Origin of the sequence: Sphingobacterium sp. LZ7M1 (assembly GCF_024296865.1) — a bacterium.
GTDB lineage: Bacteria > Bacteroidota > Bacteroidia > Sphingobacteriales > Sphingobacteriaceae > Sphingobacterium.
This window is the reverse complement of record NZ_CP101134.1, coordinates 921,177-944,810: the sequence shown is the minus strand read 5'-3', so window position 1 is coordinate 944,810 and position 23,634 is coordinate 921,177. Positions and strand designations below refer to the sequence as shown.

Sequence of the window (23,634 nt, the reverse complement as noted above, 5' to 3'; positions counted from 1 at the left end):
AAGATCATGAACAAATTCATCAAAATAGGTAAAATTTCCTTATTGGCCCTAGCCCTGTTCTCCTTGAACAGTTGCAAGGACTATTTCGAAATGACCGATAACCCTAACTTGGTTCAAACCCCGCCTTTGAACGCCCTATTGACTACAGCTACACATAAGGCTGCATTCAACAACTATAGGATTGCATATTTCAACAATCAGTACTCGCAATATTTCGCGAGCCCTTCTGGTGGTTCGGATACAGATACTTACCAGATCACCAATAACTCCTCAACTTGGAACAACCTTTTTTATTCTTTAGCAGACCTGTATGACTTTATGGTCAAATCGGAAGAAGCTGGAGCTTCGCATCACCTTGCTGTCGCACAAGCTTTGACAGCGTATCAATTGGCCTTGGTCGCTGATACTTGGGGCTCTGTTCCTTTCAGCAAGGCCTTTGGAAAAGAAGAAACCCTTACCGTTCCTTTTGACTCCGAAGAAGACTTATATAAAGCGCAGGTCGACCTTATCAATAAAGCTTTGGAGAATTTCAAAAAAACGGATGCTACCCAAGAGCTGAGTGCCAAGGATGATCTTTTATGTGGCGCAGACCTAGACAAATGGATCAAACTGACCAACGGATTAAAAGCCCGCGTCCTGAACAAGATAAGCAAGAAAGCTGCATACAATCCAAAACAAGTTTTGGCAGCTGCCCAAGCTTCATTACAATCCAATGCTGAAGATATTGGTATGTCTACCTTTGATGGTGTAAATCCATGGGCATCCATCTCGATCAGCAACCTATTGAATAACTTGGACGGTTGGTTAGGAAGTAATTTCATTGATCAAATGAATGGTAAAACTTATGGAATTGTAGACCCAAGAATTTCCAAGATCACAGAAAAAACAGTTCATGGCGTTTATGTAGGTACAATAAGCGGTCAAGGTAACGTAGGTGCTGCCAATACGGTTCGCGATGAATGTTATATCAGTTCCAAATCACCTGTAAGCAGTGAATCTTCTCCATTGATGATCTTGACTTATGCTGAAGTAAAATTCATTGAAGCAGAAGCCGCTTTTAGAGACAATAACAAACCTGTAGCTTATGCTGCTTTCCTTGCCGGTGTCAAAGCCAGTATGGATAAATTAGGTGTTCCTGCTGAAGATGCCACAAAATACATTACGGCAATCTCCGTAGGTCAGGCAAACCTAACGCTATTGGACATTTTCCGCGAAAAATACATCGTCACCTACCTCAATGCTGAAGCATGGAACGATGTACGCCGCTTCGATTACAAGTACAAAGACTTCAAACTACCGATCGGCGCCGTATTAGGCGACAAATTTATACGCAGAGTAGCTTACCCTGCTGATGAAATCACCGAAAACGGATCCAATGTACCAGCTGAAGTACCATTGAGTACCGAGCTATGGTGGGATAAACCGTAAGGGAGTATTGAGATATGAGATTTGAGTATTGAGATATCAACTCTACGAGGTATTGAGATTTGAGATTTGAGTATTGAGATATTAACTCTACGAGGTATTGAGATATGAGATTTGAGTATTGAAATATCAACTCTACGAGGTATTGAGATTTGAGATTTGAGTATTGAGATATTAACTCTACGAGGTATTGAGATATGAGATTTGAGTATTGAAATATCAACTCTAAAAAAAGGGGATCAAAATTGGTCCCCTTTTATAATTTCTATAATATCTATCTTATCTCATTTCCTACATCTTACCTCTATAGACCCTTTCTATCTCACATCTCACATCTATAGCACCCTTTCTATCTCACATCTCACATCTCACATCTCACATCTATAGCACCCTTTCTATCTCACATCTCACATCTCACATCTCATATCTAAAAAACCCTATTCTTCAATAGCCCAACCTCACTTAATGGTTTGGAAAGGTCTATGAGGTATCCATTGAGAACGGCGTATTTTAGGGTCCCGCTGGAATCACCGATATAGAAATTGGCGGTTCCACCAAGGTCTATAAAAGGTGTTGCTGCAAAGGCTTGGGTTCCAAAAATATGGATTGGCAAATTATGTAACATGCTGGCCTGTTCAGGTTTTAAGGTTGTTACCTGTACACCCATATATCCTTTTTTCAAGAGGTCATAGGCAATTTCCGGGGTAACGGACTCCAATGTTGGAACGGGTTTTTCGGCAATTTTACCTTGGATAAATTTAAGGCCATTTCCATCCACTTCATCATATCCAAAAGATTCAGGAAGGTCTCCTATATCCTCAACCCTACCCCGCACAAAGAAATCCCTGCCATCTGTCGTTTCACTGCGTCTGATAGCGATATCACTTTTCAATGGAATAGAATCTGATCCGAATTCCAAACCACGAATGACGATATCATGCATATTGCTTGCGTTGAATGGGATATCTTCATAACCTTTGGCATCATAGTTTTCATAGGTTCCTTGGGCTATTTCCATCAATGCATTTAGAATGATCACGAAATTCAATTTCCGGATTTCTTGTTTCTCAGGGTCACCTTTTAAGCCTCCCGACTCAATTAATACGGTACTTGCACCCCAAGATTGGAAGTTATCTCCAAACCCTCGTGGGGTATAGGTATCATCATATTTCGCAACCGCATCTGGAATATATTGCTGCAGGACTTTATTCATTCCCACAATGATCTGCATCGCTCCCTCTCGAACCTCATTGATCTCACGCTCTGTATTATAGGCGGGGGCCAATAAGGAAATGGTCACTGGATTCTTCGTACCTGGAACATTGTAATAAATATTCTGATCATGCAGATTGAAACCATAGCGAGGTTTTATTTCCTTAGCACGTGCTTTTAACAGTGCGCCTTCAACTGTCTGTCCAGCTCTGGCATCCCTATTGAGGTCAATGCTCTGTGCATTCCTCCGAAGATATCGCTCTGCACCATCAGGGTTCAACATGGGTATGAAGTGAATATTCAATTGATCTTTCAGCAAGGTCCTGACGCTATCAAAACCATCATCCTTACCTTCCAAGAAATTAAACAGGTCAAACAAGGCCATGGTAGCTGTCGGTTCATCGCCATGCATCTGCGACCAGAGCATTACTTTTTTGTCACCATTTCCATATTCCAACTCATTGATCGAACGACCTTCAACCGATTTACCAATTTCAGAGATCTTAAAAACATTGCTTTTCTTATGCAGTTGCACCAGGGAGTCAACGTCTTTATGTTTAAATCGTCTTGAAAAAAGTGCGGATTCTTTATAGGTTGAATGAATCTTATTCATTTGTGCAGTATCCAGGTTATAACCTGGAATATTACCATTAGAGGATCCTGAAAATGGATTACTGCAAGTCGTTGCGGCCAAAAGGCCTAAGGAAATGACAAAAAATTTCATACTATACTAACGCTTTCTCTAAAATTTCTATTGTACCCTTATTGGCATCTATTCTAGCTCTAACTCCAACGGGCAGCAAGAACTGATCATTGATATGTCCAATTACCGCACCAGAATAGGATGGTATATTCAATGGCTTTATAAAATCCCTTAGGATCTGGTCAAGATTTAAGGAACCATAACCACCTGAGGGAGAACAATCGGTACATTTGCCAAAAACAAATCCTTTGATTTGCGAAAGAATACCAGCATTCATCAACTGGCAGAACATACGGTCCACCTTTTCTGGAGACTCGTTGATTTCTTCCAGAAACAAGATGCTGTCCTTGAAATCTGGCAAAAATTCAGATCCACAAAGGCCTGAAATCAAGGTTAAATTGCCCCCTAATAACTTTCCTTCTGCAACTCCTGGATTAATGGTCGTTATTCTATCTTTATATTGAATGATATCATCTCCTTTTTTCGCAGGGTTGCTATAGCTTACCAATTTGTTATCCACGAATTGGTCGGTAAAGGTCTTCGCGACAAAGTTACTCCATGTACTCGTCCCTACAGGGCCATGGAAGGTAACCATGCCAATTTTGGCTTGGAAAGCCATAATCAACGCCGTAATATCACTGTAGCCCAATAAGGCTTTAGGATTCTTAGCGACCATATCATAATCTATACGTTTCAACAACCGGGAAGCACCAGCTCCCCCACGGATACATAAAATGCCTGCGACGGATTTATCCGCAAACATATTATGCAGGTCCTCCAATCGTTGATCATCCGTACCAGCTAAATTGCCATAACGTTCGCGGATATATTTCCCTTCTTTTACATTGAAACCAAAATATTCGAGAACCTCTCTTGTCTGGGTGATGGAATCTTCCCCAGTAACGGCACTCGCAGGGGCAATGATACCAATAGTGTCTCCGGCTTTTAAGACCTTCCCTTTTAGCAAAGGCTGGACCTGATTAGCTACGGCCATGGCCTCTGATTTTCCAAACAAAGGAATGGCGGCTAAACCTATCCCCAATGATTTAATAAATGAACGTTTATCCATAGGTTAACGATTGAAAAGTAAACGATGTCCTGAACCTACCTCTTGAATCTTGCCATCTGTATAGGCCAATAATCCAGAAACAAGCGTATGTTCAATGGTAGATGTAAATGTATGGTTTTCGAAAGGAGACCATCCACATTTGGATAAAATATTCTCCTTAGTTACCGTATATGGTTTGTTTAAGTCAACCAAAACTAAATCTGCCCAATATCCTTCACGGATATAGCCTCGCTGTTCAATTTGGAACAAAATCGCTGTATTATGGGCCGTTTTCTGTACCATTTGCTCCAAGGTCATCTTTCCTTCTTTTACCAGATCCAATAGCGCCTGTAAGGCATGCTGTACCAATGGGCCACCAGATGGTGCCTGTAAATAGGATTGAGATTTTTCCTCAAAAGTATGAGGAGCATGGTCTGTTGCAATAACATCAATATGTCCATCCAATACGGCCTCAAGAATAGCATCACGATCGGCTGCAGTTTTGACTGCGGGATTCCATTTTATGAAATTGCCCTTTGTTTTGTAATCAGCATCAGAAAACCAAAGATGGTGGATACAGGCTTCTGCAGTAATCCGTTTTTGCTCCAAAGGGATATTGTTTTCAAATAATGCTGTTTCCTTAGCTGTTGAAATATGCAGGATATGAAGTCTGGTATTATTCTTTTTCGCTAATTCCACAGCCTTGGATGATGAAAGATAACAAGCTTCGGCAGAACGGATTAAGGGATGCATTTCAATGCTGACATCTTCGCCATATTGCTCTTTGAACTTGGCCAAGTTCGCTTGAATGGTAGCCTCATCCTCACAATGTGTCGCTATTAAGGTTGGCGCTTGGCTGAAGATGGCTTCCAATGCTTTTTCATTGTCAACCAACATGTTCCCCGTGGAAGATCCCATAAAAACCTTGATACCACAGACGTCTCTTGGATTAGTTTTCAGGACTTCATCCAAATTATCATTTGCAGCCCCCATAAAGAAGGAATAGTTCGCCAGCGAATTGTCCTGCGCTATATCATATTTATCCTGAAGTAACTTTTGGGTCAAGGTATTGGGAACGGTATTTGGCATCTCCATAAAGGATGTTGTACCACCAGCTACCGCTGCTCTACTTTCTGTAAAGATATTCGCTTTATGGGTCAGACCCGGTTCACGAAAGTGAACTTGATCATCGATCAATCCTGGAAAAAGATGTAATCCTTCAGCGTTTATGGTTTGGTCGGCATTGGTTTCAATCGTGTCGGCTATTTTTTCTATTCTGCCATTTTTAATAAAAAGATCCTGCACCTTAATGCTGCCTTCATTCACAACATGGGCATTCTTTATCAATATTGTAGACATGTAATTTATCTTTAAAGGTTATGCTAAGCAAATATACTAATTTCAAGGAGCCTACAGGAGTATAAGCACGATTTAAAAGCTGTTTTTACTGTCGTTTTCTGGGGAATTTCCACGGTCAAATGTCCCCAGCGGAACATAGAATTGCTCCAACTCTTCCTTTCGGTTTATCTTTCGACAACCACCATTCTCCAAAAGCAGCAACTCGGTCGCAATATCTAATACGTTCATATAATCATGGTCAGAAATCAATAAACCTTTGATTTTGGATTTTTCAACCAATACCTCCTGGATTTTCTCCTTCAGAATGGGCGATATGCCAGAAAATGGCTCATCCAATAAAATAAATGTTGCTTTCTGTTCGATTAATAGCATGATTTCTAAATAGCGCAACTCTCCTCCTGCCAAGTCCGCAATCTTATTGTTCAGGATAGGCATGATCAACTCATCGCTTTCAACTTTCGCCCGGCTCTCTTTATCGGATAGCATAAATTCAATGGCTTTCTTTACTCGAAAGGAAGTGGGCAAAAAGCTATCTTGGGGAAGATAACAAACTTCCCTGGTCGGGAAAGCCTGACTCACTTTATGACCATTTACCCTGATATATGCATTGTGGGCTCGCAAGGATCCAAAAATAATTTTCATGAGAGTTGATTTCCCAGTCCCATTGCGACCTAGTAGTCCGATAATATCGCCTACTTTCAATCCCAGATAGCCCCCAGTCAGCAACTGATTGTTATCAGTATAACTGAACTGCACCGAGTCCACAAATAATTCTTTATCCTTTGTATCCATAATGCATGATGATAATGAGGAGGAAGGAAATCAAAAGATTGGCAAGGAAGGTATATACGACCAAATGCTTGCGGGATAATCCCAGATTAAAAAACAGGTATTTGGTATTGCCTTCAAAAAATCGAACCAATGCCGCCGAGGCTAAGTAGCCAACGGTCATAAACACAAAGGGAAAGTAGCCAAAATATTGAATGCTCATTGCAAGACTCAACACCAGGTTGATGAATAGAATTGGCTTATAAAATTGCCAGAGGTGTTTCAGTTCAATTGGCATAATTAAATCTACTAAGAAATTAACCAAGTCCAAAATAAATAATCTATTAATCAACAGCTTGTTGAAAGTAATTTTTGCATAAACTAAAAACTTTGGCTCTAAAAGTTATTTATTAACCTAATCCTAATGAGCAAAATTTAATTTTACAGGATGAATCAACCTGAATAAATCTGAAGGAAAACTAGGCCTTATTCGAGACATATTCGGGGCAAGTTCCAAAAGTTTCGAACTGGATAGAATTATTCTCGAATATGTCTCGAATGATTCTCGAATCAGGTCAAAATAAAAACCATAAAATAGGATGATAATTTCTAAAAAAATCAACCAATAAAGAAAGGGCTACCCAAATGGGCAGCACTTTCTCCAATAAATGATTTCCTTATTCCATGCTAGGATTGAACTCCCCACCCCAGTCTTTATTTTGCAGCACCTTAGGGTTTCTGTCAATAATAGATTGTTGGATTGGGAAGAAATAATACGTATCAGGTACTTCACTAACCTTAACTCCATTTTTCGGAACTTGAAGAATGCTGTACTTGAAATTAGCTTCCTTCAACTGATAAGTTTTGGCCAAGGTATTAGCCTGTTTGATATCCATTTCAGCTCCATTTGCTTCGATAGCGATGGCTTCTACACCAAATTTGGTTCCTTTATCTAAGGTATTCAATTTCCGGCTTCTTCTCAGATCCCAGAAACGGTGTCCTTCGAAACAAAGTTCAATGTTTCTTTCTGCCAAGATAGCTTCGCGCATTTGATCGCGGTTAGTCGCAGTGATACCGTATTTTCCATCGGTACCAGCCTCGATTCCGGCACGTTTCCTCAATTGGCTCAACATATCCTGTGCTGTACCTAGATCACCGGTTTCGTTAGCAGTTTCTGCATAGTTCAACATCACTTCCGCCAGACGCATCAATACAAAATCTACATCGTATTGGGTTTCCACTTCCGTTTGTTTTAGGGACAGTTTACTGTTCTTTAAGATAAAGAATCCACTGTAACGGTCTTGATTTGTTGAGTTGATACCTGCAGCAGGATTGATACCAAAGTTGTCAAGGGCATCAGCAATACCTAGGGAGGTATATTGGCGTTTGCCAGCTTTTCCAGAAACTTCATACACCTTGCCGTTCCAAACAATGGATTTTTCAAATCTTGGATCTCTATTCATCCAATAGGATTGCAAGAAATCATCATCCGATTTAAAGTATTTGCCGGTAGGATCTGAATAGAGCTTACCATCTTTCATCGGGAATTCTTTTACAAAATCCCAGGTTGGAACCGACCCGGCAGGGCCACGGCTTTCTGAACCTGGACGCACACCATAATCCCAAGCAGCAACCTTATTAGGATAGGTATTGATTACTGCGAATACGACCTCTGGACCTTTTTCTTGCAGGGTGATGTTTGCATAATCAGTTGTCAGGGCATAATTGTTTTTGATCAATTGGTCATAAGCCGCTTTATTGGCTGCATTTGCTTCTTTCCAATATGCATTATTATACGGATTGGAAGGGTTGAATTGAGGGGAAGCTTTGTAAAGCAATACTTTTGCTTTAAAGGCCGCAGCAAAGTTACCATCAATTCTACCATAGTTTGATGATGATTTTTCGATCGTTTGAGGAAGCAATTTAATGGCTTCATCTAAATCTTTCACCAAAAGCTCGAAAGACTCTTTTGTGGAGTTTCTCGGCGAATTTAAATCATCTGTCGCTTGGTCCTGCGGTACGGTTATGTAAGGAATACCGCCATAAAGCCTGACCATATCAAAGTAAACAAATGCCCTTAAGAAATAAGCTTCACCCAAGGTGCTGTTTTTCACCTCTTGACTCAAGCTGCTGCTTTCCTGAACTTTTTGGATTGCGGTATTGATCTTACGGATATTGGTATAGTCCCATGTTTTGAAACCGCCTGCAGTCGGCGATATGGTATTCAATTGGAAAGGAACACCCACCAATTGTTCACTATATACATCTGCACCGGCACTCCAATTACCAAAAACGGTATAAAGGTTTGCCATGTATGCGTTTACTAAATTCGGGTCTTTCCATACCTTTTCTTCATCTAAGGATTGGAGATCTTCGATATCCAACACATTCTTACAGGAAGTAAAAATGGTTGATAGTCCTAGTGCTACTAATAATATTTTTTTCATGATTCAGTTCCGGTTAAAATTTAATGTCCAAGCCAAAGGTGAATGTTTTCATTAATGGATATGAGTCATAATTCAATTGTTCAGGATCATGAAACTCGGTCATTGGTGAGAAAACAAAAAGGTTAGTACCATTGAAGAACAAATTGATACTGTTCATTTTGATTTTTTCAGTGAAGCTCGTTGGCAATTGGTAAGCAACATTGAGGTCTTTCAATCTGAAGAAGGCTCCGCTACGCATCCAGAAGCTAGAAGGGTTCGTGCCCGACTCTGCCCAGTTATAACCGATAGGTCTAGGATACTGTGCATTTGGATTTTCTGGAGTCCATACATCATCTGCCCAAATCGGGTAATAGGGACGGAAAGTTCCACCATGTTGACGCATACCGCCACCCTCTTGATTGGAGATCATACGGTCGTAATTAAACACCCCTTGGAACAGGGCATTGATGGAAATTCCTTTCCATGAAGCGTTCAAACCTAATCCATAATCCCATCTTGGAGAATTGTTGGTCGACAATAAGGTAACGTCATTTCCATCGATCTTTCCATCTGGGGTATCAGAATAACCCTGTCCACGGATATCTTCATATAAGATCATTCCTAAATAAGGATCCCTCCCATAAGTTTTGAATCCCTTGGCCAATAAATCATCCAATTGGGCTTGCGTACGCACCAACCCTAATGAATTTAATCCATAGATTACGTTGTTAGGTCTACCGATCCTGGATCTGAAATGTTCAAGTCCGCCTTCTGCATAAGCAGCAGGTTCATCGAAAATATCCCATTGATCAACGGCATATCCTAAATTTCCAGAAATGCCATAAGCAACCTCGCCTATTCTGTCATTCCAGTTTACAGAAACCTCACCACCTTTATAGCTTCTCGCAGCATAGTTTTCAGGCGCCAAGGCGCGACCATAAGTATCCGGCAACAATACGGTTCTAGGACCTAAGATATTAGTTTCAGCACGTTTGAAGACCTCAATGGAACCATTCAATTTGTTGTTGATGAATCCGTAATCCAAACCTAAGTTGTAGCTTTCTGACCTTGTCCAGGTAATGTTGGGGTTAGGGGTTGAGCCATAAGTCAAACCATTGTAGTATCGATCACCGAATATAAAACCAGTGGTCGTTGCATATTTCTCAGCAAAAGAGAATGGATTGATTGCATTTCCATTCACATCCAAATAGTTACCGGTAGCACCATAAGCAAATCGAAGTTTCAAGTCGGAGAATTTATCCTTGATTCCAGCGAAGAACTCTTCTTCAGAAATTCTCCATGCTGCAGAAATCGAAGGGAAGAAACCGAATCTTTTTTGCTCAGGAAACAAAGCCGCTCCGTCATAACGGAAAGAAGCTTCAGCTAAGTATTTACTACCATAAGCATAGTTGAAACGACCAATAATGGATTGCCTTGCATCAATTCCTTCCAGACCATTGGTATACCTAAAATTGCGGTCAGTTGGGTAGACATGCATTTGATCCAGTGCAGTGATTGGGCTTTGTGCAGTGGAGGTGATATTGGTGTATCCTTTTTCACCTTGTTCAAATACCAAAGTCGCACCTACATCATGCTTTCCAAAAGTCTGCATATAATTGATGAAGAAGTTCATCTGGTATTCCCATTTACGTTGGGTATAATAATCCATAAATGGATTTTGCTGACTGAAGGTGAAGACGTTTATCCTATCTTCCGAAGGTGGCGCAGGGATAAAAGGGTTTCCATCTGGATCCAAAGAAGTGAAAGTATAGTTCTTTTGGAAACTCATATAGCGCTTACGCAGATAATCTTCAGCGATATAGCTACCAACAAATTTCGTTGATAGACCAGGAACCAGTTTATCCAGTTTCAGGTTCAAGGAAAGAATTGGGTTGATCTGCCTCACCTTACGATCGATATAACGATCGCCGATCACCTGATCGATTACGTTCCAAGCCTGCCAGCTACCCATTGGCGTCTGTACCGGATATTCCGTTGGTTCATTACTAGGTGTACCATCTTGGGTCAAATAGAAGGGATACATTTTTGGCCAGTTGAAAGTTACGCGATAAAAATCGGAAACATCAAAATCATCATCATTTGATGAGGTACTGAAAGGCCAATAGAAACGATTGGAGTTCTGCTGGTTTGCAGAAATATTCATATCGATACTGAAGGCATCGGTAATATTCGCTGAAACATTGGACCTTAAATTGAATTTCTGGTGGTCTACCGATTTATAGGAACCATTTTCATTTCTAAAGCTCAGCAAATTGTAATAGGTAATTTTATCACTACCTCCAGAAACGGAAATTGACTGCCTATGGCTGACAGGATTTCTCCAGATCACATCGTTTACACTATAACTTTTATCCTTGAAGTAAGCAAATTCCTCCTCACCATTGGGGATTGGTAAACCTTGAAATTCGGCAACCCTATTTTGATAGGTTAATTCATCTGTAGCGGTAGTTAAATCGGCCAGCGGTGTCATCGTCGGGTTACTGATGGCCACATTGCTTTGGATATTGAATTCAGGCTTTTTAACCGTTCCTTTTTTTGTGGTGACAATTACAACACCATTACCCGCACGGGTACCATAAACCGCAGCTGCACCAGCATCCTTTAAGAAAGACATCTGATCCACCTCATTGGCCTCTAGAGCGTCGAATGCGGCTTTATCGCGTACAATTCCATCAATAACGAACAAAGGTTCAGCAAAACTACCTCTAAATCTGATTTTGGAGGTAGCTCCCGAAAGGCCAGATGTTCCAGTTACCTTAACACCAGGTGCACGACCGGCGATGGCATTGGAAAGGTTGGAAGGAGAGACATTTTTTAGTGCATCACCATTTACGGTGGAGATTGCCGAAGTAATATTAGCACGTTTTTGGGTACCGTATCCCACTACCACTACCTCATCAATATTAGCATTATCAGGTGCTAGGGAAATATTGATATTTTGGGCATTTGATACCGTAACTTCTTGGGTCAGATAACCTAGGTTTCGGATAATAATGATGTCACCATTATTGGCAGTGATCGAAAATTCTCCCTTGGCATCGGTACTAGTTGCTCTTGTTGTCCCTTTAACGAGCACTGTAGCACCTACAATAGGGTTCCCCGCATCATCTTTAACAGATCCTGAAATACTTTGTTGCCGAACAGCAACAGCTGAATGGGCAAAATTTCCTTTTTCGGCGAAGACTTCCGGTGAGCTCATCAATAAGCACATCGCAAGCAACGACAAGGATTTTGCCCCAAAAAAAACACGATTTTTTTGAGTCATTATAGTAATAATTGAGAATAAAAAGATTGCCTAAAAGGCTTTAATAAAGGTTCTGTTTGTAATAGGTGTTCGGAGTTAGGATAGCTTATTTCACGTTCATAATTTAATAGTTTTTTTTTTTGGGAGAAAAATAGGAGAATCCAACCTAAATACAAAATCATTTTTTCAGGCAACCAATTTAAATTTGAAATATATTCCCCTAAGAAAATAATAGCAATTTTCAAGGTTTAAAATATCAAAATAATTAAAATATAAACATTAATTAAGCTTAATAAATGTTTTTCAATAAGCAATTGTAACAAGTTAAAATTATAACCAATATCCTTCCAGCAAATTATTCCATTTTCTTAAATGTGGGCAAGTCTTTCCACCATTTCATCAAAGCCTTGCTATATTTTTTCACGAGATGTTTTCTTTCATCAGCAAGATTTACACTTTCGTTGGGATCGGATTTGAGGTTGTACAGTTCGGGGTCACTACCATCTTGATTCATCATAAATTTCCATTCCTGATCTCGGATTGCCAGAGCTGGGCTACGGTTTATTTTCTTGGGGAAGCTGAATACGGTTGAATCATTCCTTCCATATTCCCAGATGAGCGGTTTGTTTCGGGTAATGGGATTTCCAAGGATTGCACCGCTGAGATCTTGACCATCAAGCCTCTTGGTATTCTTCAGCGGAGCTTCTGCCAACTTAGCTAAGCTTGGGAGCAAATCAAGTGCGGAAATAATGGTCTGATCATCTACCTTTCCGGCTTTAATCCTTGCTGGCCACCTCATCAACAAGGGCATCCGGATTCCGCCTTCATATAAGGAGAGTTTACTACCTCGCAGCCCTGCTGAACGGTCCTGTCTGAAATTAGGCAATGGGCCATTATCGCTGATAAAAATGACCAAGGTATTTTCATCCAGCCCCATTTCTTTCAAGCCTTCCATTAATCTTCCTATTTCTCGATCATATTCTTTGAGGACAAACTTAAAGCTTCTCTCCTCCTGGGGTTTCCAATCAAACTTTCCGGTTTCATCATCACCTGCAATCCAAGGAGTATGCACATCGTCTGTCCAAATATTGATAAAGCAGGGTTTATCTCGATTCTTTTGCAAGAAATCAAGGGTTTTGTCCACAAAGTATTTTGTCCGGTTCCATCTTTTCACACTGTCCTGGTCCGACCATATCCAATCCGTTGCGGTGATTGCTGGGTCGGGATCGGGGCTTTCATAAGTTCCTGCCCAAGCATCAAAACCGTATTGATTGAAGTTAGGCGCGTCGGTCACGTCACGACCACCTCCGAGATGCCATTTACCAAAATGTGCTGTCTTATAGCCCTCAGCTTTTAGCATATCGGCCATGGTCAGCATATCAGGGTCAAGAAAGTCTACCTGTTCTTTTTTCCTGTTGTCTTCACGGGTATTCAGAAAGGTTGTAAAATGGAGTTTCGCAGGACGCTGACCGGTCAGTAGGCCTGCACGGGATGGGGAGCAAATTGGAGAAGCACTGTAATAATTGTTGAATCGAATCCCTTCTTTACCCAATTTATCGAGATTTGGCGTTTCATATCGCTCATGGTAGGACCTTAAATCGCCTATTCCAAGATCATCTGCAAGGATCAAGATAATATTGGGTTGTTTATTGTTTTGAGCAATGCTATACTGGACAAACAAGGACAGTAAAACAAAAATAGCAGGTTTTAAGGCGTTCTTCATGACATTAGGGTAAGTATCCTGGATAAACATTTACCCAATTAACGACACAAAGCCCAAAAAGTTTGAAAAAGAACGCCTTGACCTGCTAACACTCAATTAACCGAAGTTGGTAAATACAGGTACATGAATACATAGTACATGGCCCAGCCCATGAAAACGATTATGATGATCCATACCCACCAAGGAATCCCCTGAGGAGTTTCACTTCCATCAATCATAAAGGTTTCGGAATTTCCTTTCCCATAGGCGTTGATCATGATGGGCACCAAGTCATCGATCACGGCGTTTTCTTTGATTCCGGTAATTTCGATCGCTGGACCGTTTCGGACTTCAAAAGGAATAATCCTTACCCCTTCTTTTCCTCCAGGGTCTTGGCTGACAATTCGAAGTTGGTGTTTTCCGTCGACTAGTTTGCGAGTATCCAGTTCAAAATTAACAGGACTATATGTTTCAGCTATTGGGATCTTTTCATCGTCGATGAAAATAAATATTTTACTTCTTTGGCTCATAGTTATCAGAATTTAGAATAAACCTTTTGATATGGTCAGACTGTTTTTCCCCTGGTTTGATGATCATTTTCAAGAACATTCCCAAAGCGATCAATGAAATCAGGATGATGGCGATGACCATGATGTATTCGAGGTTACTTTTTGGAGCTGTACCATGTACCCAGCCTCTTAAAATTTTAGGTTGGTTTCTTTCACATACCGGGCAAGCCATCAAAAAGGTAATCCAAGTACTAAAAAGCAGTGTCAATTGAAATTTTTTCATGATTATTTGGATTGAGTCTTTACAAAATCTACGATTTGCTTGATATCTTCAGGTTTTACTTTTTCACCATTATTACCCCAACTGGTCCTTTCATAATTGATAATGGCGGCTACTTCTTTTTCAGTAAACCCAGCATTTACTCCTACCGCTGCCATCACACCATAATCAGGTCTGCTATCATAACCGTTCATAATGATATCGATATAAAGCTCCAGATCATCGCCAGTTACGACAGGACTGCCCTTTAAGGGAGGAAAAGCTCCTGGTAGCCCATTGCCATCAGCTTGGTGGCATGCTTGACAATGTGCTACATATAGGGCCTCGCCGTCCAATTCTTCTTCGGCTGTTCCTTGGCCAGCGGCGGCCTGAGCTTTTCTTTTATATAGAAACTCTGGAACATCAGCTTCCAGTTTAACTTGTTTCAAGGACTGTAAATAGGCTATCAATTGCATAGCCTCTTTACTTGCTACGACTTTCTTCCCATTACTGGGTGCAAAGTCTTCGGGAATATTGACCACAACATCTTCCTTGTCTGGTATGGATTTATATTCAAACAGGAAGGGATAAGCGGGCATAATGGATTCCTTGACCACTATACGAGGGTTATAAAGGTGGACCAAATTCCATTCTTTGCTGGGTTGGCGATTACCAACATCAGTCAGGTCGGGTCCAGTTCGTTCTGTTCCCATCAATGTTGCGGTATTCCTCCAAACATCCAGTCTTTCATTATGTGCATAATCAGCTGCTACACTTGGTCGCTGACCAAAAACCTTATCCATATCTACATTTCTGACCTGTTGAGTATGGCAAGCCACACAGCCGTTGGCAATAAATATAGACTTGCCAGCAGCAGCATCTGGTGAGAGCGGTTCGGATTGAGGTAGAGGTGCATTTATCAACTGGTTGTTCAATGCGGGAAGAATGGCAACAAAAATCGTCAATACAATAAAGAAGATTGCTGCAGTAATAAATAGTTTCTTATGATCGTCGAAAAACTCCATGATCGTTTATTTTATTTTTGAACTTTAATAGTTGATTGGTTTTCAAATTGGCTTGTAATTTCTTCAGCAATGTCTAATTCTTTTACATCAGCCATCATCTTATATAAGTTATAGGCGAAAATGAGGTGCGACAGCCACATCAGACTACCTCCGATGGCTCTCCATAACCAGTAAGGCGCCATAAAGGCCACACCATCGATAAATGGCTTGCCTTCTAACCACATAATTCCTTTCAGGGTGGATCCATACATCAATGGTACGGTATACATCAACATTCCGATGAAAGCGAACCAGAAATGGGCTCCAATACTGATTTGGGGTGCCTCTCTTCCAGTAAATCGCGGTACGATGGTATATATGGATGCCCACAAGAAAAAGCTGATAATGCCGTACATGGTTAGGTGGGAATGGGCAACGGTAAAGTCAGTAAAGTGCCAGATCAAGTTGGTTTCGCGGAAGGCTTCGGCGGTACCTTGCATCGATCCGGTGAAATAAAAGATGATGCCGACCAAGAAAAATGGAAGGATATAACTATCGCCCAATTTATACCAGGATCCTTTAAAGGTCATGAGGAAGTTGGTCGTTCCGGCAATAACGGGAATGGCCATACCGGCACTTCCGACAATAGCAACCGTCTGTAACCACCAGGGAATGGAGCTGAACACAAAGTGGTGGCTTCCGATCAGCGTATAGAATAAAATCTGTGTCCAAAACGCAAGAATCCCTAAACTATAGGAATAAATAGGCCTATTGAGTTGCTGTGGAAGGAAATAGTACACGAGGCCTAGACAAAAAAGCATAAACCACATACCGACACCTTGGTGCATGTAATAGCCTTGAATGATTGTCTCTCCGAGGCCATTCTGCCAAAAAGGCAAATAGGCTGCTAGGCTAATCACAATAGTAAAGATTACCGCAGCGACTATATACCAGTTTGATATATAAATTTCCCGAGTTGTCCTTTTTGCAATGGTTTTATAATAATTGATTAGTGTCAAAACCAATGCAATTCCAAACAGCAACATAATAGGCCAGATATATTCCCTATACTCGCCTCCGCTATTGTTAATTCCTGCCATCAGGGAAATGGTTCCCACGAACACACAGACATTGATCAAAACAAGGCTGTACCAGCCTAGTTTTAAGCTATAGAGTTTGGTGTTACTGACCCTTGGGACCACATAATAACCTAAACCGATCATGGCTAGGGATGCCCATCCCCAGAAGACGGCATTGGTATGGACTGGCCTTAACCTCCCGAAGCTAAGCCAGCTAAAACTCTCCATGTCTGGAGCGACGAATTTAAAACCGAGGTATTCACCGATGGTGGTTCCAAATACCAACCAAACGGTTGCCGATATCAAGTACCAGTTGACCATCTTGGATAGGTCCACGTCAAAGTTGGTCCTATCGGTTGATCTTTTCTTTTTGGATACGATCGGGATTCCATGGTTTTCATTAATGGACAATAGCCCTTTGGGATCCACCGCTTGATTGGAACCAGACAGTACATCAGCTTTCAATCTATAATCAGCAGCTTCCTGAAAGGCTAATAGTTCTTTTTCAACCTCAGCTAAAGGCCTGTTTTCCAATTCTTGGACAATTACTTTTGCTTCCTCTCTTTGAGCGTTAATGTTCAACTTAGATAACCTCCGATTGATTCTGACGAACAATAAAACTAGAATGAAAATGGTCGGTATCAAGAGCAACACTAAGGTGATAATAACGCCTGCCTTAGACCAGATGGATTCACTGGTACCATCAATGGAAACAGTCTGCGCTAAGGATTCCAGGGGGAACAAGGATGTTCCAATGAGGAAAAAGGCCAGTAACCAAGATTTCAGCTCCTGCCTGCTCTTTTGCTTGATAATTCGCGCAATTTGGCTGGAGTTCATTTTCTTGAGTGAGTTTTTCCAAAGATTAACATTCCGTTTGGATTTCTCTTTTAAGAGAAAGGTGCTGACCTGTTTAATGCGATCGATCAAAAGGAGAACCACAATGAGGATGGAAAGGAAAACTAGCAGTAGAAAACCTATCCAAAACTCAACCGGACTGATCTTAGAATGGAAAAAAATGGATTGTGTGAGTAAATCTTGGACTGAATTACCGTCCGAAAGGATTAAATTAAGAGTTAAAATAGAATTCATGTTAAATTCGATATGATCTTTGAATTTAGATTAAGCCATATTCTTAAATAAAATGAATTTGAAGAATTCGCGATTTGATGAAAATGTTAGTTTTCAGGAAGTCGTAAAAGTATTGCTGGAATGCAACCTACCCTCGCTTGGATTTATTTGAACAATTCAATGACTTAATTGAACAAAGTTAAGACTTGAATTAATAAAAGACAAATTTATCTTTTATTAATTGCAAAGAAATTTAAACGACACTGTTTATAAATGATTTACAAAAACACCAATCCTATTTTCAGAAGGATTAAGCGGAATTTATTGTTTTGGCTGGGCAAGTTCGCGTCTTATCCTGCTCAAGGATTGCGGGGTGATTTTAAGGTAGGAAGCGATATATTGTTGCGGAACCTGTAAAGCTAGTTGAGGATATCGTTTAACAAATTCAAGGTACTTGGTTTTAGAATTGCCAAAATTTAAAAAATCATTGTCTTTAATCTTATTCAACAATGTGGCTTCTGTAATCGTTTTGAGGAAGATAAAGAAATTGGGGATCTCTTGGCATAATCTTTCTACAACCAACTTATGGATAGCATATATTTCTGTTTCGACCACTGCCTGGAAAGCTTCACTCGCCGGAATACTGGAATAGTAACTTTCCAGATCAACAAAGAATTGATTCTCCTTAAAGAAATACTTGGTGATTTCATTCCCTTCATGATCAGGTTTAAAAATCCTGACGATACCGGATTCAATAAAAGCGATTTCGTGAGCAATCTGTCCTATTTCCAAAAAATAATCGGACGCCGCTAACTGTTTCTGCTTGAAGTTGGAGGCAATGACCTCGATGTCTGCATCAGAGAGTATTGCCCCAAATCTCAATATGGATTTTAACCTTTGCATTTACTTAACGATTCCTAGTTCTATAACACTATTTGCACAATCTAAAATGGCCTTCTCCATCGAATGTCCTTTCCAACCTAATTCCCTTTTGGCTTTGGAAGCATCTACCTTTCTTTTTAAACCCAAATCCAATAATACAGGTTTTAAGGCAGGTTCAAAAATTGACATTATTCTAGCCAAAAAATTAGGGAGGTTGGCGGTACTGATTTTCCTGTCAGGGAAATGGGTTTTTAGGACTTCAGCTAGCTCCTTCATCGACATGTGACCTTCACTTGCCATATATCTATTTCCAGCAGCATTTTCCAGTTCCATCGCATCTACCAATAATTTTGCAACGGAACGCACATCAACTATTTCAAATCCTATTTTTGGCATGGCAGGCATGCTACCTGATAAGATCTTAACGATAATATTGGCGGAGGTACCATAATCCTCCTCCAACACAGGTCCTAACATGGCACCCGGAAGAATGCTTACCAGTTCCATCCCCTTGCCTTCTTCTTTGATAAAGTTCCATGCAGCTTTTTCAGCAATGGTCTTGCTCCTCATATACGGAGCAGTATCCTGTTTATCGCTTTCATCGGTCCAGTGCTCCTCAGTAAAAACCCTGTCCATTTCATCAGTTTGTTTTCCATATACCACTGTGGAAATGGAGGATACCAAAACCACTCTTTTTACATGGTTATGCTTGGCAGCTTGAAGAACATTCAATGTCCCCTCTTTTGCTGGGATGATTAATTCATGCTCATCCTTAGGTAGTTCTCGCGGGAATGGAGAAGCTGCATGGATGACAAAATCCTGATTTTCGCAAGCTTTTAACCATGCTCCTTTATCGAGCAGGTCTGCCTGTACAAAAGATAGGTTATTTATACTCTGGGTATGTTTGGCGATTACGTGCTGTATAGCGTCTGCACGTTTCATGTCCCGTAGAGACCCTGTAACCTGATATCCTCTGTTGAGCAATTCAATAGCTGTATGAGAACCCAAGAAACCGGTCACTCCTGTCAATAATACTTTTGATTTGTTCATGACTTTGAAATTTGATTAATACAAAGTACCTGAACAATCCGATGCCCTCAATTACCAATTGGTAAAAAATGAAAACAGATTAAATAGCTTGCCCAAAGGTAATTAGGTTACTGTCAGGATCGAGGATAGCGAATTCTTTCTGTCCCCAAGGTTTTTCCGTTAAGCTTCCATTAGGATGAATGTTGACGCCACGGTCAATCAATTCTTGGTAAAGCTCTTCGATATGGTTCACACGGATATAAACCTGACCATAATTTTCTTCGGGAACAAGATCCAAAAAGATAAAGAAATGAAGTTCTGCATCATCTTTTTTCAGGATCATATAGCTTTCAAAATTTGCAAAACCAATTTCTTGAAAACCTAATTGCTGAACGTAAAAGTCTTTGGTTACGGTCTTTACGCGCATGGGTAATTTGGGGCAAGCAGCTGTTAACATAATTGAATTATTTAATTGTTAAATTAAGTATAATTTTTGGAGTAGAGAGTTGGCCTTTTCTCTATTTTATCTTCAATATGAATAAATCACCACCCAAATTTCATACCATAATAGTTAATAATTTTACATCAATCGATAATATTTTTAAACATCAAAAAGCATAAGCTATAAAAAATGAGATGGAATAATAATATTTCAAAAAATAGAAATTTTTCTAATTGATTAACTATCAATTATATAATACTACCAACCTCTGATATTCACCTATATTCAATAAGATTTAACATAATTAGACAAAATATATCCAAAATATGTTCGTTTTTGTATCAATTGTATCATTGCCGTTACAATGATATCTCATACTTAAACTTATATTATGTATAAAACACTAACCCATCTATTTTTATGGCTATTTGCTATACAATTATCTTATGGACAGGATCGAACAGTAAAAGGAAACGTTGTTGACGAACAGACGAAATCACCTATAGTCGGCGCGACAGTCCGTTTAGACGCCAGTAAAAAGGCAACTCAAACCGATGATTCCGGAGCTTTCAGTTTAGAAATTCCTGCAGGTGCTGTAAACCTGACCATCAGTGTATTAGGCTATAACACAGTGAAACAGGCTATAACAGCAACAGACTCCGTTATTTCCATTTCCATGACCGCACAGACCGCAAGGATTGATGATGTCGTTGTCACGGCCTTGGGAGTACAGCGAAAATCAAAAAGTTTAACCTACTCTACCCAAACGGTTAAAGGGGAAGACCTGACCAAAGTCAAGGATGCCAATCCGATGAATAACTTGACAGGGAAGGTCTCTGGGATGCAGATCAACCGAAGTTCTTCGGGTATCGGAGGTTCGGTCAATATCGTCCTCCGTGGTTTTAAATCCAACCGGAACAACCAGCCACTTTATGTGATCGATGGTTTGCCGATTACCAATACAGGTGGATCGGGATCTGAAGGAGCTTTTGGTGGCGGGCCAGACCGTGGAGATATCCTGAGTACCCTGAATGCAGATGATATCCTGAGCATCAACGTCTTGAAAGGAGCCTCTGCCTCTGCCCTTTACGGTAGCCAAGGTGCAAATGGTGCCATCATGATCACCACCAAAAAAGGTGCTGAAGGTAATCTGAAAATCGATGTATCCTCAAGCATTACGGCTGACCAAGCTTTCTACCTTCCGAAGTTACAATACCGCTATGGCCAGACAACAGAGGGATCAGAAGAGAGCTGGGGTGAGAAAGGTTCTTTCCAAGATCCTGTAGATGGATTCTATAATACTGGAACAACTTTGATCAATACCGTTTCCTTGAGCGGAGGAACTGAAAAGATGCAGAACTATTTCTCTTATGGCAATACCACCAACAAAGGTATATTGCCAACCAATTCGTTTAATCAGCATTCAGCAACCTTTAGAAATTCCACTAATTTTTTCGATAATAAACTAACCTTCGACGGTAGTATGATGTACTCTAGACAGGATATCCACAACCGTCCAACATCTGGCTTGTACTTTAGCCCGATTGCAGGTCTTTATCTGTTCCCAAGAGGTTTGGATTTTGATAAATACAAAAACAATTATGAGTACCTATCCCCTACGCGGAATCTATACCTGCAGGATTGGTGGAATATCAATGCAGATGCAGGTTTGACGGGTACACACCATTCACAGAATCCATTTTGGGTATTGAACCGCAACCCAACATTCCAATTGCGTGACAATATCATTGCCCAAGGGCAATTGAAATATACCATCAACGATTGGTTATCAGTCAGTGCAAGAGGTACACTGAACAAGCGATGGGATAAATGGGAAAGACATGTCTATGCCGGTACGCAAGGTGTTCTTTCTGGAGAGAAAATAGAAGGTGTTTTAGATGATAATGGTCGATATACCCGTGACCAGACTGAAAGTACCGCTTTATATGGTGATTTACTCTTCATCGGTAACAAAACATTTGCCGAGGATTGGGACCTGAACTTTACAGCTGGAACTTCAATCAATGATACTAGATCCACAGGTTGGAACCTTGATCAGTTAAAACTAGCTGTGGCCAATAAGTTTTTATTGAGCAATATTTACAGGGACGCGCCAATCAATGTATTAAATGAATCCATCAGCAGGCGCCAGTTGCAATCTGTGTTCGCGTCTACCAACTTGGGCTATAAGGACAGGATATTCTTGGATTTAACGGCACGTAACGATTGGGCTTCAACCCTAGCCAATACTCCGCAGGAGAAAAAAGGATACTTCTATTGGTCAGCAGGTTTATCGGCAGTGCTTTCAGACATGATCAAAATGCCAAGTTTTATTACCTACAGTAAATTAAGGTTGACCATGGCGGAAGTAGGAAATGATGTCGGAATTTACAGTACCATCCCGACAAACAGCTTGGCAACCGGTATTTTGAACGCAAATGTTTCAGGACCTTACCAAGGACTACCTTTGCGCCCGGAGATCAGCAGAAGTTATGAAGTGGGCTATGAAGGAAGGTTTTGGAACGACCGCATCAATTTTGATTTGGCCCTTTACAAAACAAACACAAAGGATCAATATTTCTCATACGAAGCCCCAGTTGGACAGGTATTCACGACCGTTTTCCTAAATGCCGGAAATGTACAGAACAAGGGTATTGAAGCAGCCTTGGGTGTTGATGCGATCAAGAAGGATAACTTCAGCTGGAATACGTCTGTGAACTTCACGGCAAACCGCAATAAGATCCTGGAACTGGCACCCAAACTAGGCGAACGTTATTCTGTAGGCGGCAATTTCAATGTGCTTCGTTTAAATGGATCATTTGGAGATTTCTGGGCAAGGACCTTCTTGCGTGATGAGAATGGGGTGATGGTGGTTGATGATACCGGAAGGCCGCAGATTGGACCGGAGGGATATATTGGAAATAACAATCCTAAATCCATAGTTGGCTGGAACAATACCATCAATTACGGAAAATTCGGTTTAAGCTTTACGATAGATGCCCGATTTGGAGGTCAGGTCATCTCAGTGACCGACGGTTATTTGAACTCCTTCGGTGTCAGTGAGGTTAGTGCTGCAGCAAGGGACGCAGGAGGGTTGGATATCCCTGCCGTTAAACTGGACGGTACCCCTTGGTCAGGTAAAATCCCAGCACAGGCCTACTATAGCGCGGTAGGAAACAGAGATGGGATTATCGAAGGCCAGGTGTATGATGCAACAAATATCCGGATGCGTGAGATTTCATTGAGTTATGGTCTTCCTATCAAATGGAAAGGTGTAAAGAGCGCGTCCATATCATTGACAGGCCGAAACTTGTTTTTCTTCCGTAATGACGCACCATACGATCCCGAGCTCAACACCACAACCGGTGTTGGAGGACAGGGCTATGATAGTTTTGCCTTACCTGCTACCCGCAGTTATGGATTGAACCTTAAAGTATCCTTTTAATCAGCAAGA

General features: G+C 40.8%; 17 protein-coding genes. 2 read left to right on the top strand and 15 right to left on the bottom strand.

Annotation, left to right across the window (positions count from 1 at the left end; all coding sequences use genetic code 11):
- The first annotated feature begins 6 nt into the window (after positions 1–6).
- Positions 7–1,428 carry a SusD/RagB family nutrient-binding outer membrane lipoprotein gene (locus tag NMK93_RS03990; protein WP_185210582.1) on the top strand — a complete coding sequence of 474 codons (1,422 nt, stop codon included), beginning with the start codon at positions 7–9 and terminating at the stop codon, positions 1,426–1,428.
- A 424-nt stretch (positions 1,429–1,852) separates the two neighbouring features.
- On the opposite strand, the gene NMK93_RS03985 is transcribed toward NMK93_RS03990, so the two are convergent.
- From NMK93_RS03985 to NMK93_RS03915, 15 genes are all read right to left on the bottom strand, one after another.
- On the bottom strand, positions 1,853–3,361 hold the full coding sequence (locus NMK93_RS03985; protein ID WP_254529732.1) for a M14 family zinc carboxypeptidase: 1,509 nt from the start codon (positions 3,359–3,361) through the stop codon (positions 1,853–1,855).
- A gap of 1 nt (position 3,362) precedes the next feature.
- A complete protein-coding gene (locus NMK93_RS03980) occupies positions 3,363–4,409 on the bottom strand; it encodes an LD-carboxypeptidase (protein WP_254529730.1) in 1,047 nt (348 codons plus the stop codon).
- Between the two features lie 3 nt (positions 4,410–4,412).
- Positions 4,413–5,747: a dihydroorotase gene (locus tag NMK93_RS03975; RefSeq protein WP_254529728.1), complete on the bottom strand. Its 1,335-nt coding sequence runs from the start codon at positions 5,745–5,747 to the stop codon at positions 4,413–4,415.
- 72 nt (positions 5,748–5,819) lie between these two features.
- Complete coding sequence (locus tag NMK93_RS03970) at positions 5,820–6,539, bottom strand: ATP-binding cassette domain-containing protein (protein ID WP_185210586.1); 720 nt, start codon at positions 6,537–6,539, stop codon at positions 5,820–5,822.
- A complete protein-coding gene (locus tag NMK93_RS03965; protein ID WP_185210587.1) occupies positions 6,523–6,813 on the bottom strand; it encodes a hypothetical protein in 291 nt (96 codons plus the stop codon). The genes NMK93_RS03970 and NMK93_RS03965 overlap by 17 nt, the downstream gene beginning before the upstream one ends.
- A 379-nt stretch (positions 6,814–7,192) precedes the next feature.
- Complete coding sequence (locus tag NMK93_RS03960) at positions 7,193–8,962, bottom strand: RagB/SusD family nutrient uptake outer membrane protein (RefSeq protein ID WP_254529726.1); 1,770 nt, start codon at positions 8,960–8,962, stop codon at positions 7,193–7,195.
- 13 nt (positions 8,963–8,975) lie between these two features.
- Entirely contained in the window at positions 8,976–12,227 is a 3,252-nt protein-coding gene (locus tag NMK93_RS03955) for a TonB-dependent receptor (RefSeq protein WP_254529724.1), read from the bottom strand.
- A gap of 334 nt (positions 12,228–12,561) precedes the next feature.
- A complete protein-coding gene (locus NMK93_RS03950) occupies positions 12,562–13,929 on the bottom strand; it encodes a sulfatase (RefSeq protein ID WP_254529721.1) in 1,368 nt (455 codons plus the stop codon).
- Positions 13,930–14,021: 92 nt separating this feature from the next.
- Positions 14,022–14,438, bottom strand: coding sequence for a cytochrome C (locus NMK93_RS03945; protein WP_185210594.1), 417 nt, complete (start codon positions 14,436–14,438; stop codon positions 14,022–14,024).
- Positions 14,422–14,700, bottom strand: coding sequence for a hypothetical protein (locus NMK93_RS03940; RefSeq protein WP_254529719.1), 279 nt, complete (start codon positions 14,698–14,700; stop codon positions 14,422–14,424). Before NMK93_RS03940 ends, NMK93_RS03945 begins: the two co-directional genes overlap by 17 nt.
- A gap of 2 nt (positions 14,701–14,702) precedes the next feature.
- Positions 14,703–15,701, bottom strand: a complete 999-nt coding sequence (locus NMK93_RS03935; RefSeq protein ID WP_254529717.1) for a cbb3-type cytochrome c oxidase subunit II — start codon at positions 15,699–15,701, stop codon at positions 14,703–14,705.
- 11 nt (positions 15,702–15,712) lie between these two features.
- Positions 15,713–17,848 (bottom strand): cbb3-type cytochrome c oxidase subunit I, encoded by a 2,136-nt coding sequence (locus tag NMK93_RS03930; protein WP_254529715.1) that lies wholly within the window; start codon positions 17,846–17,848, stop codon positions 15,713–15,715.
- 300 nt (positions 17,849–18,148) lie between these two features.
- Complete coding sequence (locus tag NMK93_RS03925; protein ID WP_254529713.1) at positions 18,149–18,730, bottom strand: Crp/Fnr family transcriptional regulator; 582 nt, start codon at positions 18,728–18,730, stop codon at positions 18,149–18,151.
- Positions 18,731–19,759 (bottom strand): aldehyde reductase, encoded by a 1,029-nt coding sequence (locus tag NMK93_RS03920; RefSeq protein ID WP_254529711.1) that lies wholly within the window; start codon positions 19,757–19,759, stop codon positions 18,731–18,733. It lies immediately after the preceding gene.
- Positions 19,760–19,838: 79 nt separating this feature from the next.
- A complete protein-coding gene (locus NMK93_RS03915; RefSeq protein WP_185218263.1) occupies positions 19,839–20,195 on the bottom strand; it encodes a VOC family protein in 357 nt (118 codons plus the stop codon).
- Positions 20,196–20,571: 376 nt separating this feature from the next.
- On the opposite strand from NMK93_RS03915, the gene NMK93_RS03910 reads away from it, so the two are divergent.
- Complete coding sequence (locus NMK93_RS03910) at positions 20,572–23,625, top strand: SusC/RagA family TonB-linked outer membrane protein (protein WP_185218264.1); 3,054 nt, start codon at positions 20,572–20,574, stop codon at positions 23,623–23,625.
- Positions 23,626–23,634 lie beyond the last annotated feature (9 nt).